At 43.9% G+C, this 12,370-nt stretch carries 14 protein-coding genes; 9 read left to right on the top strand and 5 right to left on the bottom strand.

Annotated elements, in window-relative coordinates; translation table 11 throughout:
- Window positions 1-2: 2 nt before the first annotated feature.
- From DIU38_RS11420 to DIU38_RS33515, 5 genes are all read right to left on the bottom strand, one after another.
- Complete coding sequence (locus tag DIU38_RS11420; protein ID WP_112656953.1) at window positions 3-845, bottom strand: oxidoreductase; 843 nt, start codon at window positions 843-845, stop codon at window positions 3-5.
- A 106-nt stretch (window positions 846-951) separates the two neighbouring features.
- A complete protein-coding gene (locus DIU38_RS11415; RefSeq protein WP_112656951.1) occupies window positions 952-1,830 on the bottom strand; it encodes an NmrA family NAD(P)-binding protein in 879 nt (292 codons plus the stop codon).
- A gap of 163 nt (window positions 1,831-1,993) precedes the next feature.
- Window positions 1,994-2,515, bottom strand: a complete 522-nt coding sequence (locus DIU38_RS11410) for a DUF420 domain-containing protein (protein ID WP_112656949.1) — start codon at window positions 2,513-2,515, stop codon at window positions 1,994-1,996.
- Entirely contained in the window at window positions 2,515-3,144 is a 630-nt protein-coding gene (locus DIU38_RS11405; RefSeq protein ID WP_112656947.1) for an HD domain-containing protein, read from the bottom strand. The genes DIU38_RS11410 and DIU38_RS11405 overlap by 1 nt, the downstream gene beginning before the upstream one ends.
- Window positions 3,145-3,201: 57 nt before the next feature.
- A complete protein-coding gene (locus tag DIU38_RS33515) occupies window positions 3,202-3,507 on the bottom strand; it encodes a carbonic anhydrase (protein ID WP_208057844.1) in 306 nt (101 codons plus the stop codon).
- Between DIU38_RS33515 and DIU38_RS33510 the strand changes: the two genes are divergently transcribed.
- From DIU38_RS33510 to DIU38_RS11360, 9 genes are all read left to right on the top strand, one after another.
- Window positions 3,490-3,798 carry a hypothetical protein gene (locus DIU38_RS33510; RefSeq protein WP_208057846.1) on the top strand — a complete coding sequence of 103 codons (309 nt, stop codon included), beginning with the start codon at window positions 3,490-3,492 and terminating at the stop codon, window positions 3,796-3,798. The genes DIU38_RS33515 and DIU38_RS33510 overlap by 18 nt on opposite strands.
- A 119-nt stretch (window positions 3,799-3,917) precedes the next feature.
- Entirely contained in the window at window positions 3,918-4,526 is a 609-nt protein-coding gene (locus DIU38_RS11395; protein ID WP_112656993.1) for a TetR/AcrR family transcriptional regulator, read from the top strand.
- An 827-nt stretch (window positions 4,527-5,353) separates the two neighbouring features.
- Complete coding sequence (locus DIU38_RS11390) at window positions 5,354-6,610, top strand: putative DNA modification/repair radical SAM protein (protein WP_112656943.1); 1,257 nt, start codon at window positions 5,354-5,356, stop codon at window positions 6,608-6,610.
- Between the two features lies 1 nt (window position 6,611).
- Window positions 6,612-7,370, top strand: coding sequence for a TIGR03915 family putative DNA repair protein (locus DIU38_RS11385; protein WP_112656941.1), 759 nt, complete (start codon window positions 6,612-6,614; stop codon window positions 7,368-7,370).
- A 653-nt stretch (window positions 7,371-8,023) separates the two neighbouring features.
- Entirely contained in the window at window positions 8,024-9,364 is a 1,341-nt protein-coding gene (locus DIU38_RS11380) for a PhoH family protein (protein ID WP_090526023.1), read from the top strand.
- A 176-nt stretch (window positions 9,365-9,540) separates the two neighbouring features.
- The gene (locus tag DIU38_RS11375; protein ID WP_149354081.1) at window positions 9,541-10,191 is read left to right on the top strand and encodes an MBL fold metallo-hydrolase; all 651 of its coding nucleotides are present in this window, start codon (window positions 9,541-9,543) and stop codon (window positions 10,189-10,191) included.
- A gap of 287 nt (window positions 10,192-10,478) precedes the next feature.
- Window positions 10,479-11,111 (top strand): HAD family hydrolase, encoded by a 633-nt coding sequence (locus tag DIU38_RS11370; protein ID WP_112656937.1) that lies wholly within the window; start codon window positions 10,479-10,481, stop codon window positions 11,109-11,111.
- Between the two features lie 11 nt (window positions 11,112-11,122).
- A complete protein-coding gene (locus tag DIU38_RS11365) occupies window positions 11,123-11,917 on the top strand; it encodes a DUF6438 domain-containing protein (protein ID WP_112656935.1) in 795 nt (264 codons plus the stop codon).
- Between the two features lie 75 nt (window positions 11,918-11,992).
- Window positions 11,993-12,343 (top strand): hypothetical protein, encoded by a 351-nt coding sequence (locus DIU38_RS11360; protein ID WP_112656933.1) that lies wholly within the window; start codon window positions 11,993-11,995, stop codon window positions 12,341-12,343.
- Window positions 12,344-12,370 lie beyond the last annotated feature (27 nt).

Genomic DNA, 12,370 nt, shown 5'->3' with positions numbered 1-12,370 from the left:
ATTCAGGCGGTGAGTTCAGTAGGTGTGAATTTACCGGCCCAGGCTTCGATTTCCTGGCTGACTTTATCGCGGTTGCTGCGGTAAGTTTGCAGGGAGTCCTTTCCGACCGGTAAATGAAGCGGCGGATTTTCAGTGTTCGCCAGTTCCAGCACCACTCGCGCCAGTTTGGCGGGGTCGCCGGGTTGGTTACCGTGCAGGGCTTCCGGTACAGCCTTCATTTGGCCTACCGTGGTAGTCTGGTAGTCGGAGATCGACTCTTTGGTCAGAGAATAACTCTGGGCATTCAGGAACTGTGTACGGAACAGGCCGGGTGCCAGGGCGGTAACCTTGATGTTAAAGGGAGCTAGTTCTAGCGCCAGGCCTTCGGATAAGCCTTCAACAGCGTATTTGGTCGAGCCGTATAAGGCCCAGCCCGCTAAAGCGCCGTAGCCGAACAGGGAAGAAATGTTGATGATGTGCCCTGACTTTCTTTCCCGCATACTTGGCAACAGGGCGCGGACCAGGTTCAGCACACCGAACACATTGGTGTCATACTGTCGCCTCACTTCTTCATCCGAAGCTTCTTCGATCGCGCCAACGATGCCGAAACCGGCATTATTGACGAGTACATCGATCTGTCCGAACTGCTTAAGGGCCTCGCTGACACCTTGTTTTACTTCGGCCTCTTTGGTGACATCCAGACTCACGACAAACAGGTCTGTCGGGTTACCCAAGGCAACCTTTAGGCCAGTGGCGTCATTACGAACGGTAGCAATGACCTTGTCGCCCGCTGCAAGAACGGTTTTGACGATTTCCAGGCCCAAGCCTTTGCTGGCACCTGTGATTAGCCAAATTTTTTGTTTCATGATTTTGATTTTAAATGATTTACCGAGTTCTTATACACCAAAGGTAGCCCGGTGCCGGCCAGTGCTGCTAACCCGGATCGCACGAATACTGACACAGATTTACCGTTTAGCTGAACACCGCTTTGTTCTTTCTGAAAAAATGGGACAGTGTCTCCGGCTGCTGGCCGGTGATGGTTTCAATTAGGTCGTTCGTCCCGGCGAAAACGCCGTTTATACAATCTTCCGCAACGTGGGTCACGTGCTGGATAAAATATTTGCTGGCCGGTCTTTTGGCGTTACGTTCAAAAAATTGAGCTATGGTCACGGGTTGGTACCGGATCGTTCTTCCCAGTTCGCCGGATATGACCGCAGCCATTTCTGCCAGGCTGTATTCCTGCGGGCCGTAAAGCCGAAGGATCTGCCCGGCATAGGCGGTTATATTGGTGGCTACTTTGGCGACTACGCGCCCCAGGTCGGCAGAATCCACCGGTGCCCAGAGTCCATCGCCGAAAGGCAATGCGATTTCGTTGTTTTCCCGGATCAGGTCGCGGATATACAAGAACCAATCGTCAAAAAAGGTGGGCCTTAAATGAACGGTGGGAATGCCGGTAGCGTTGAGCAATTGCTCTCCTGCCCAATGATCCTGGGCTGCGTTGCTTTTGGCTTCCCGCCTGGCGGATATCTGCGACATATTGACGATACCATTCAGTCCATTCTCCTTAGCGGCTATGGCAAAATAAGCGGTAGCCTGCAATACGCCGGGCACCAAAACGGGGTAACACAAGTATGCCGTGTCGATGCCCTGCATGGCTGCAGCGATGTCGTCGAGGTTCAACAGGTCACCGGCTACCACCTCAACGCCTTTGGCAGCCAGTCGCGCCGAACGTTCATCCGGTTGATGGACGAGCGCCCGCACTGGATAGCCCCTTTTTAATAGTTCATCGATGGCGGCGCCACCACTCTTGCCGGTCGCGCCGGTGATGAGTACTTTGATTTGCTTTTCCATTTGTTTTATATTGAATGATCAAAGATAGCCCGGACCTGGCGGGGGCTGCTAACCCGGAATGCTGAATTACTAACACGGATTGTCGGGGCTTTAAGGAGGCATTATTGTTTGGTAAGTAAATCAACTATTGGCTAACCAGCCCTGCAGTACAGGGCTGGTGTCATTAATGCGCGTAATATGGTGACATCATCAGGTAAACGATAACACCCGTAAGGCTGACGTAAAGCCAGATGGGCATTGTCCAGCTGGCCACTTTATGATGACGGTTGATCTCGTCTTTGAGGGCCAGCGCTATGGTGTACATTGCTAGCGGTACGATGATGATGGCCAGCAGGATATGTGTTGTCAGGATAAAATAATACACATATAGCAGGGGGCCTTTGCCGCCGTATTTGGTAGATGGCGTGGTAAAATGATAGGCCAGGTAGCTGATTAGGAACAGGCTGGTCGCGGCAAAGGCGATTCCGATGAAACGCCGGTGCCAGTCGCGGCGTTTACTCCGAATGGCTATCAGTGCGGCCAGTAAGGCCACAAAGGTAAGGCCATTTAAAATGGCATTGACCTGTGGCAGTAGCATAACTTTTATGCCGCCAGGTAGTGCTGCTTTCGGTAAAAAAGCCGAGAGTGTGATCAATCCGTTGATTGCCAGGGCCAGCGCCCAGATCCATCGTTGGTAGTGTTTCATTAGTCGGCAAATGGAGCGCTGTTAAAAAAGGCCTGCGGAACTGGGATGTTGAGCTGGCCGGTCCGGTGATGCTCGATGCAGGCGCACATATGGAAACGGTGCTGGTAGGGCTGCTTACGGTCGAGCTCGTTCTCGAACAGTTCGAGGAAGCCTTGTTTGAAACCCAGCCGTGGATAATGCTGTACGACATCGTCTACTGCCTGAGCATCCAGTTCGAACCCAGCCGGCAGCCCGGTAATATCATAAAGGATGCCGTATTGCAGCATGCGCGTCGCATCATCTTTAAACAGGTTAAGGTCGCCAACGTGCAGCGCGATGTTGTGCCATACTTTCCAGGCGCGCTCGTCGCTCACGCCGTGTTCAAGCAGGAATTGCCTTGCGGCTTCGGCGCCTTCGATTTCGAAGCGGTTTTGGCCGGGCACGGATGATGTAAAACCGAGATCATGCAGAACAGCGGAAAGAAACAGAAGTTCCTGGTCTGCCGCTACCTGGTGCTTTTTGGCGAACAGGTCGGCAAAATGATAACAGCGCATAACGTGGTTGAACAGCATCGGGCTGGAGACGCTGCGTGCATAAGCTTCCGCCGCGCGGACCGGTGGCGTATCCGGTTTTAAAATTATTGAATTCATGGACTAAAGATTAAAATGAACAGGCGGGTCGCCGAACAAGGCTCGCCTGCTTGCAGGTTATTGATTTTCGCCCGGGATATCACGGGCGATCTCGGTGAGCTGACCGCTGTTGATCTCATAAAAGAAACCATACAATTTGATATTTTTGGGCACCAGCGGACTGTTGCGCAGCAGTTCCAAGTCGTGTTTAACGGATTGCTCGAAGTCAAGTATGGCCATGCTGTCATGATCGATCAGTGTTGCGATGTCGGCATGGTGATGCTCATGAAACGAATGAATGAGATGTTCCGGCTCAAAGGCGGTAGCGCCACAGAACGAGTGGTGAACCACAACTACCTTCTCAAAATGAAAGAGATAGTCCATAGTAGCGACGGATTGCAGCGCAGAGAAGGCGCGGCCGCCGGCATTGGATACCGTGAACAGCGTGCGGGTATTACCCACCCGGTTACCGTCGGCGTCAAGGATGTTTTCGCCCGGGTACACTTCGTCTCCGAAGTAGTTGGCTACCGCTTGCGGTATTTCCGAAGCGCGGGGGTCGAAGCAATGAATGACTATGGTTTTCATGGGAATGGCTTGATTGAAGCCTTCGAAATGTTCTTGGTCGAACCAGGGTTGCTTCCTGAATTCGAATTGGCTAAGATTTGTCATGTCTGAGAATTTTGTTGGGTCAAAAGTAAACAGATCTGTATACTTTTTGCAATTAAAAGTAAACAGATCTGTTTACTTTTACATTCTGCTGATAATTCATGCACTTAAAATTTTTAATTTTGAATATGGCAGATACACTTAGCTCCTTCAGGGATTTGCGGACGGAGAAGATCCAAGAACTGAAACCACGCGAACGGATACTAAAGACCGCGATTCGTCTTTTTAATGAACATGATGTACACACGATCGGCATTGACCGGATCATTGCGGAGAGCCAGGTATCTAAAAGAACTTTTTACAGTTATTTCCCTTCAAAATCTGATCTGACCGCAGCTTACCTGGAGTTTTGGGACGCTTTCCGGTTTGATATTCTGGAAAAACGGGTGGGGGCAGCAAGTAATGAGCCTAAAGCGCAGTTGCTGGCTGCTTTTGACGCGGTGGATGACTGGATCGCGGACCCGGATTTCAATGGCTGTGTTTTTACGCGTGGCTTGAGTGATTTTAGCACAGACGAGGAAAAGCCGCTTCGGGCAAAGGTAGACCGGCACCTGGAAAAAGCATCGGCGTTTATTCAGGAACGTTTAAGTCAATTGGTTGAACCTGCTCAGGCCAAAACGCTGCTACCACAGTTACTCAGTCTCATCCTGGGAGCAATGGTGGTAGCACAGGCGACCGGTCGGAAAGACACGGCGCAACTCAACAAGGCTGCGGCGACACATTTGCTCAACGTCTGATCACCTAACCGTTGATTACTTGAATGAAGCCTAAACTCCATCGGCGATTGTCGTGTCTTAGTGGATATCCAGGAGCCATTGATCAATGTGTTCCGGAGAAGGGGGCATTGTATTCTGTAACACTTTTACATACTATCTTTCTGAATTACATATTTAAAATTAGGTATTCATCGACACAACTGTTTATCTGATGAACGCGGAACAACGTGGCCAAGCATGCAGCAATCTCCACCAAGTAGCCTTTTTCAAATTCTCGAACCGCGTAAATCTTCTTAAATGCTTGATGAAAAATGCATTGATTCTATCAAGTGGTTAACTGATTCGAAAAGCGCCCACTTGGATTTTTCTATTTGTTTTGTATACAAGACAGATTTAAGGCTTTTCACTGTACCCACGGCAATAGGTGTCCCAAGTGGGATATAGGCAAATGTGGACCGAATAGATTTTTTGCATTGCGGATTTTATGATTAGTAAAGGCATTCAAAAAACGGCATTTAAATCAGTTTTACTTTCGCGCTTGTTGCAAATACATTAGAGTTTGTTGCGTTGATTGACTCCAAAAACGCTTGATCTGGCTTAATCTATGTAGCTGCGGAGCTTTTTTCAAAAAATATGGAATTCCGCAACGGTGGGCAGGTGGTTCCATTTTTCGCTATAGATGCTCACGCGGTGCTGGAAGTAAATATGAATAATAGTGCTAAAAAGCGGTATCAATGTCGGGAAGGAAAAAATTGTTGAGGCATACAGCGAAAAAAAACAAAATGGCTTCCCTTTTATTTATCGCGCAATTTGGTTAATTGCTAAAAATATTAGTATTTTTGGTTGGTATGAATGTAGACAGGATAACGGAAAAGCTTAATATTTTGGCCGACGCGGCTAAATATGATGTTTCATGTGCATCGAGCGGAAGTAACAGGAAAAATAAGGACAAAGGTTTGGGAAATGCCAGTAACGGAATTTGCCATAGTTATACGGAAGATGGGCGTTGTGTTTCGTTATTGAAGATCCTGCTTACCAATCATTGTATTTTTGATTGCGCTTATTGTGTGTCTCGGAAGAATAATGATATCAAACGGGCCGCGTTCACGGTGCAGGAAGTAGTTGACCTTACCATTAACTTTTATCGCCGCAATTACATTGAAGGCTTGTTTTTAAGCTCTGGTATTTTTAAAAATGCTGATTATACCATGGAGCGATTAGTGCACGTAGCTAAAAAACTCCGAACTGAGCATAACTTTAACGGATACATCCACTTAAAATCCATTCCGGGTGCAAGTGCGGAGCTAATGCAGGAGGCCGGGTTGTATGCCGACAGGCTCAGTGTGAATTTAGAAATGCCTACAGAAGCTGGATTAAAACTGCTTGCACCTGATAAAAACCGGCAGGACATGATCGACCCGATGCATTTTTTGAAGCAGGAGATCATCCGGAACACAGAAGAGAAAAAACTTTTCAAAAACGCCCCCATGTTTGCACCTGCAGGGCAAAGTACCCAGGTAATTGTTGGTGCCACACCCGAAAGCGATCAGCAGGTGCTGCAATCGGCTAATTATTTCTATAGAAATTTTAACTTAAAACGGGTGTATTATTCGGGTTATGTACCTGTATTGGCCGACCAACGCCTGCCTGCTTTGAATACTGCGGTGCCAATGGTGCGCGAAAATCGTCTTTATCAGGCCGACTGGCTCATGCGTTTTTATGGTTTCCATGTAAACGAGATCGTCAATAATCAAAACCCGTTACTTGATCTGGATATTGATCCCAAACTCAGCTGGGCAATCCGCAATATGCAGGCTTTTCCTATTGATATCAATAAGGCCGATTTGCAGCTGATCCTCCGGGTGCCGGGTATCGGTTTGTTATCGGCACAAAAAATTGTGGCTGCACGTAAATTTTCCGGGCTGGGCTGGGAACAGCTAAAAAAAATAGGAGTAGCCATTAACCGGGCGCGATACTTTATTACCTGCAAAAGCAATGAATTTGAACGGCGAGATTTAACAGGCCAAAACATTAAGCAATTTATTATGGCCCAATCGCAAAGCAAGTACATTAAAAATACCCAAACCCAACTTAACCTGTTTTAATATGAACTCGCTGGTTTATGACGGAACGTTTGAGGGGCTGCTTACAGCCGTGTTCGAGATTTACGAACGTAAACTGTATCCTGTAAAGTTATTTAAAGGGGAGTGGCGCAGCGGTGCGTTGTTTGAAGAGGTAATTCCTATTGTTACTGACGAGGCGCGCGCCGGCCGGGTATTAAAGGGATTGCGGAAAAAACTTTCAGCTGCCGGGGTGCAGCGCCTTTACATTAGTCACATGGCCGAAATTGCCGGCGAAGACTGCAATGTGCTGGGTTTTATCCGCCATGTTTTTGACAGCGACCAAAATATTGAAGAAGATTACGGGAATAGGTATGTGATGCGACTGTCCGAGATTTTAAAGATGGTGCGGCGCGAAAAACACAGGATGGAAGCTTTTGTTAGGTTTCAAAAACTAAATGATGGTACTTTTTATGCTGCCATTGAACCTGATTTTAATGTATTGCCATTGTTGATTAAGCATTTCAAAAGCCGCTATACCGATCAAAAATGGATGATCTATGATATTAAAAGAAATTATGGGCTGTACTACGATCTTCACGACACGCAATTCATCGAAATGAATTTTGATGAGTTAAGTAAACCGGTTAATGTAATTGCGGCTTATAGCGAGGACGAAGGTGTTTATCAAGACCTTTGGAAGAATTATTTTAATAGTATAAACATCGCTTCACGCAAAAATACCAGGCTTCATGTGCGTCATATTCCCAGGCGATATTGGCGGCATTTAACAGAGAAAATTTAACGTTTTTATGATTTTACGCGTTTTTTCTGTTTCGATACAAATGGTTTTTCATGCATTTTGTTAATAAAGGGTAATGTTAATAATGCAGCTTGTATTTCAGTTAATTACCTTGATTTATACTTGAGAAGGTTGAAAATTCAATGTTGATAAGTATTGGTTTATTGTTGATAACCTGTTAATAGAAATAATCAAAAATATTTGCCAAATCACGGTAATGTCCCGATATTGAAATCATCAAGAACGACGTACTTTGACAGCCTTTCAGGAAAACAGAAATTGAATCGGGTGAACCTTCGGGGGAACTAAAGATCAAGGGAAGTCCCTGAGTTGCAAGAAAAAATGAAGAAGGCGAAAGTCTTTTGAAAAAAGAAAGCAATTAAAGGAGGTACCGGAATTAAGAAGAAGAACTCTACGGAGGGAAACAACAGAAACCGGTGACATTGAAAATAGTCGACCGCTCGTGAGAGCAACGGACGAAGATCATGTCGGTAAGAGATACACAAAACTTGATGCTGTTGGGCAACTACGGTTAAACAACAGTTTGGAAACGGGAGTTCAAATCGAAAGAGATGACTCCCGTTTTCGCTTTTACAGGTTTTTTTGTTTGAGGAGAAATTTTTCTTCAAACCTTAAAATCGTTATTTTAGGCGGATATGAAGGACGGTCAGCGTAACCAGAAGAAAATATTTGTTTTAGATACTTCTGTGATCCTGTATGATCACAACGCATTTCAAAACTTTCAGGAGCACGATGTTGCCATACCCATCCAGGTATTGGAAGAGCTCGATAATAAAAAGAACGGTAATGATACCCGTAACTTTGAGGCCCGAAGCTTTATCCGGTTGATGGATGACCTGTCGCACAATGGACTGATCAACGAATGGATCCCGCTTAACGGTAAAACTAAAGGCAGCTTTAAAGTTGCAATGGATACTAAAACTACCGGCCAGGATGCCGAGCAGATTTTTGGTTCAGATAAAACGGATCACCGTATCCTCAACGCGGCCCTTGGCTTACAGGAAGAAAATCCTGGCAAAAAGGTAGTGTTGGTATCAAAAGATATTTGCCTTCGCCTCAAAGCCAAAGCCCTTAACCTGCATGCCGAAGATTATGAAACGGGCAAGATCAAAAACCTGGAGGAACTTTATACGGGTAAAACGGATGTAGATAAGGTGACGGAAAAACTGATCACCACTCTGAATAAAAATGAAAATTTACCGGCCGAAAATTTAAAGATAGGTTCGTACACCAACAATCACTTTTATGTATTAAAAGGAAAAAAAGGCGATACTGTAGGTTTTTACAATTCACAAACTAAGCAGCTTGAAAAAGTTACCGAGCAGCCTGTTTTAAACATTCACCCTCGTAATATCGAGCAGTCTTTTGCTATTCATGCGTTATTGCACCCGGATATAAAATTAGTAACTATACAAGGAAACGCCGGCACGGGTAAAACGCTATTAGCTTTGGCCAGCGCACTTGAGCAACGTAAATATTATCGTCAAATCTTTGTTACCCGCCCTATTGTTCCTTTAAGCAATAAAGACATAGGCTTTTTGCCTGGCGATATTAAATCAAAGATTGATCCTTATATGGCCCCGATATGGGATAACCTAAAATTTATAAAGGATCAGTTCGGTGACGACGAAAAAATGCAGGCCAAAATTGATGAGTTAGTCAATAATGATAAAATCTCGATAGCTCCACTGGCTTTTATTCGCGGGCGCACGCTCAGTAAGATATTCTTTATTGTTGATGAAGCGCAAAACCTCACCCCGCACGAGGTGAAAACTATCATATCCAGGGCCGGAGAGAACAGCAAATTTGTATTTACAGGTGACATTTACCAGATAGATACCCCATATCTCGATGCCGAAAGTAATGGACTGTCGTATTTAATAGATAAAGCAAAAGGGCATCCGCTTTATGCTCACATCACCTTGCAAAAAGGGGAGAGGAGCGAACTGGCCAATTTGGCTACGGAGTTGTTGTAAAATCAGCCTTACTTAGTTTTAAAACCTCGTAAGGTTTTACGCTTATATATATAATTCGCTCTCTAAATTCCTTGAGTCCAAACACTGAGCGTGATATCCGCTTTTCAATCAGGATTAACTTTTTAAAACTTCATAAGTCTTTCCTGTGTATCTTTAGGAAATAAACCTACGCGCTTATGAAAATATCAAAATACCTTCATTCATGCCTGCTTTTTGAATTAGACGGTTATCAGCTCTTGTTTGACCCCGGAAAGTTTTCATTTGCCGAAGGTTTGGTTACACCACAATTGTTTGTTGATGTAAGAACTATTGTGATCACCCATATCCACCCCGATCATTTCGATATAGATATCTTAAAAAGTATTGTAGAGTTAAGCGGCGCAGTAGTTGTCACTAATTCGCAGGTAGGAAGGGAATTAGATAAGATCAATTTAAAATATATACTTCTTGAAGAAGGCACCCATCGGGCAGGGCCATTTAAACTCCAGGCGTTCCCGGTTAGGCATGAGCTCATCATGGATAACCCGCTGCCACAAATGACGGGCTTCCTAATCAATAACAAAGTATTGCACCCCGTTGATTCGATGGAAGAGAAGCTTTTGAATTTTAAAGGTATCGAGTTGCTGATCATGGTTTCGATGGCTCCATTTGCCAATGAACCAACAATTTCGGCCTTTGCAGATGAGCTGTATCCTAAGCAAATTTTGCCTGTGCACGACGGGTTTGCTAAAGATTTTTTCATACTTCAGCGTTATGCCGCGTACAAAAAACATTTTGACAAGCAAGGAATCAAGTTTCATGAAATTTATAAAGTAGGGACGGAATAAGTATTTAGTCGGAAGTTTTGAGTCTAAAGTTATAACTCTTAAGCTGGAGTTTTAGAAACCATTATTGTTGCTACCTAAGACTTTGAATTTAGGACTTACGACTTTTAAAGCCACCTTTATAAAAAGAAACCCCGCCGAGAGGCGGGGGTTCTTTGCGGGCTCAGCCTCCTGCTAAGCCGACCCGCGTTAACCTTATCACAATGCTAAGGTGAGGATTAATAATGAAGAAAACATGAACATTAATTGCCGTTAATTTTTCATCTTAGCGAAAAACATACTTTTAGCTAATGCAGAAACCCGATAGCCTCATTTTTGATATGGACGGAACCCTTTGGGATGCCGTTGACACCTACGCCGAATCATGGAATCTGATATTTCAAAAGCTTGATATTCAAAGGACTATTAAACGAGATGAACTGCTGCACGTGATAGGTATGGATGGTAAAAAGCTTACACGGGTAATGCTGCCCGAATTTGATGAGGAAAAAGGGATGGAGATCTACAATGCGGTAAACCAGGTAAGACGCGAAATATTACCAACCAGCGGTGGTATTATGTATAAAGGAGTTACTAAAGGCCTGGAACAATTGGCAGGCAAATACAAATTATTTGTATTAAGTAACTGTGCTGTTGGTATTATTCCGTTGTTTTTAACATGGGCAGGCATTAATGAGGTTATTACAGATAGCATGGCTTATGGCACCAACCAGATGCCTAAAAACCACAATATGCATCTGCTCATGAATAAACACAAATTGCAGAACCCGGTTTACATAGGCGATACTAATGGCGATGCTGAACAAACGCGCCTTGCCGGTATCCCATTTGTGTTTGTTAGTTATGGCTTTGGTAATACGGATGACTATGATCATAAATTTGACGATTTTGAATCCCTTACCCAATATTATTTGAGTTTGTAAGTTAAATTTAAATGAAAAGCATATCCCTGCTTATTTTATTGCTAACTATCCTATGTGGCACAGTGTCGGGCCAGCATGCAACCGTTGAGTCGGAAGAGTGGATAACCGAAGATCTCGGTTATCTTTATTTTAATAGCGGCAAGGTTTATTTTAATTTGGATGGATATAAGAAACACGAAAACAAATACAAAATAGAGCATGACACGCTTAAAATAATTGATACATATACTACCAGTGCAGATAATTTTAAACAACAGCATATTGACGTTTCTAAGTTTATCATCAACTATTTTGATGGCAAGAAATTAACCATTAAAGCTGTTAATGATAATGCTATAAAATTAGCCGGTCGCCCTCCCTTGCAGTTTAAAAACTATAAATCCAGTTTTGATAATGGGATCAAATTTTTAAAACTTCGTTTCCTATCCTCAACCTGTTATGGCAATTGTCCGCAATTGTTGATCAATATATGGGCTGATGGTACGTATCGTTTAAAAGGGGGCGAGTTTGCAGATCCTTATAAAGGAGATTATGCCGGGAAGCTCACTAACCAGCAACTTGACAGTCTGAACTATTGGCTAAAACGGAGTGAATTAAAAAAGATGTACGATTGGAAACAGGGTAGCCAGGTTACAGATGCACCTAATTATTACCTGGATATCGATTTTGAAAACAATAAGGACAAACTTACGCTAACTACCAATGATCCACCTTTTAACCTAACTGGTTTGGTTACCTTTTTAGTGGAGTCTTTTAAAAAAGTAAACCTCACGAAAATTAAAGAAGGAGAGAAGCCGGCAAACTAAACAGGCCATTGTCATGATATAAATGTTTGCTTACCTGCTAAGTTTTTGTAGCTTAGTTAGCAAATAAAATCTCCGATGAAAACAAAAACCAAGGTTATTATCACCCTTATATTACTACTGATTATAGTAGGCTTTTTTTACTATCGATATTATTTTGTTTTTGGCGAGGGAACTAAAGCCGGTACCATGAACTATTTTGTAAAGAAAGGTTACGTATTTAAAACTTATGAAGATAGGTTAATTCAAAACGGAATCCGTACGCAGGTAACAGGGGGTACAATTGGCTCAAATGAATTTATGTTTTCTGTAACCGATGAAAAAGTGGCAAAAAAACTGAACAGTAACGCAGGCTCATTTTTAGAACTTCACTATAAAGAATACCTGCATACGCTGCCATGGCGGGGAGTAAGCGTTTTGATAGCGTAGTTTCGGCCAAACCACTTGCGCCTGGTA

The sequence above is a fragment of the Mucilaginibacter metallidurans genome (assembly GCF_003286435.2).
GTDB lineage: Bacteria > Bacteroidota > Bacteroidia > Sphingobacteriales > Sphingobacteriaceae > Mucilaginibacter > Mucilaginibacter gossypii.
This window is presented reverse-complemented; position numbering and strand designations above follow the sequence as displayed.

What these genes read in the sequence shown, in the direction of transcription:
- DIU38_RS33515 (WP_208057844.1), bottom strand. Translation starts at nt 3,507, where the DNA reads ATGGACTATCTCTTTCATTTTGAGAAGGTAGTTGTGGTTCACCACTCG.
- DIU38_RS11385 (WP_112656941.1), top strand. Translation starts at nt 6,612, where the DNA reads ATGAACTCGCTGGTTTATGACGGAACGTTTGAGGGGCTGCTTACAGCC.
- DIU38_RS11380 (WP_090526023.1), top strand. Translation starts at nt 8,024, where the DNA reads ATGAAGGACGGTCAGCGTAACCAGAAGAAAATATTTGTTTTAGATACT.
- DIU38_RS11410 (WP_112656949.1), bottom strand. Translation starts at nt 2,515, where the DNA reads ATGAAACACTACCAACGATGGATCTGGGCGCTGGCCCTGGCAATCAAC.
- DIU38_RS11420 (WP_112656953.1), bottom strand. Translation starts at nt 845, where the DNA reads ATGAAACAAAAAATTTGGCTAATCACAGGTGCCAGCAAAGGCTTGGGC.
- DIU38_RS11395 (WP_112656993.1), top strand. Translation starts at nt 3,918, where the DNA reads ATGGCAGATACACTTAGCTCCTTCAGGGATTTGCGGACGGAGAAGATC.
- DIU38_RS33510 (WP_208057846.1), top strand. Translation starts at nt 3,490, where the DNA reads ATGAAAGAGATAGTCCATAGTAGCGACGGATTGCAGCGCAGAGAAGGC.
- DIU38_RS11375 (WP_149354081.1), top strand. Translation starts at nt 9,541, where the DNA reads ATGAAAATATCAAAATACCTTCATTCATGCCTGCTTTTTGAATTAGAC.
- DIU38_RS11370 (WP_112656937.1), top strand. Translation starts at nt 10,479, where the DNA reads ATGCAGAAACCCGATAGCCTCATTTTTGATATGGACGGAACCCTTTGG.
- DIU38_RS11415 (WP_112656951.1), bottom strand. Translation starts at nt 1,830, where the DNA reads ATGGAAAAGCAAATCAAAGTACTCATCACCGGCGCGACCGGCAAGAGT.
- DIU38_RS11365 (WP_112656935.1), top strand. Translation starts at nt 11,123, where the DNA reads ATGAAAAGCATATCCCTGCTTATTTTATTGCTAACTATCCTATGTGGC.
- DIU38_RS11390 (WP_112656943.1), top strand. Translation starts at nt 5,354, where the DNA reads ATGAATGTAGACAGGATAACGGAAAAGCTTAATATTTTGGCCGACGCG.
- DIU38_RS11405 (WP_112656947.1), bottom strand. Translation starts at nt 3,144, where the DNA reads ATGAATTCAATAATTTTAAAACCGGATACGCCACCGGTCCGCGCGGCG.
- DIU38_RS11360 (WP_112656933.1), top strand. Translation starts at nt 11,993, where the DNA reads ATGAAAACAAAAACCAAGGTTATTATCACCCTTATATTACTACTGATT.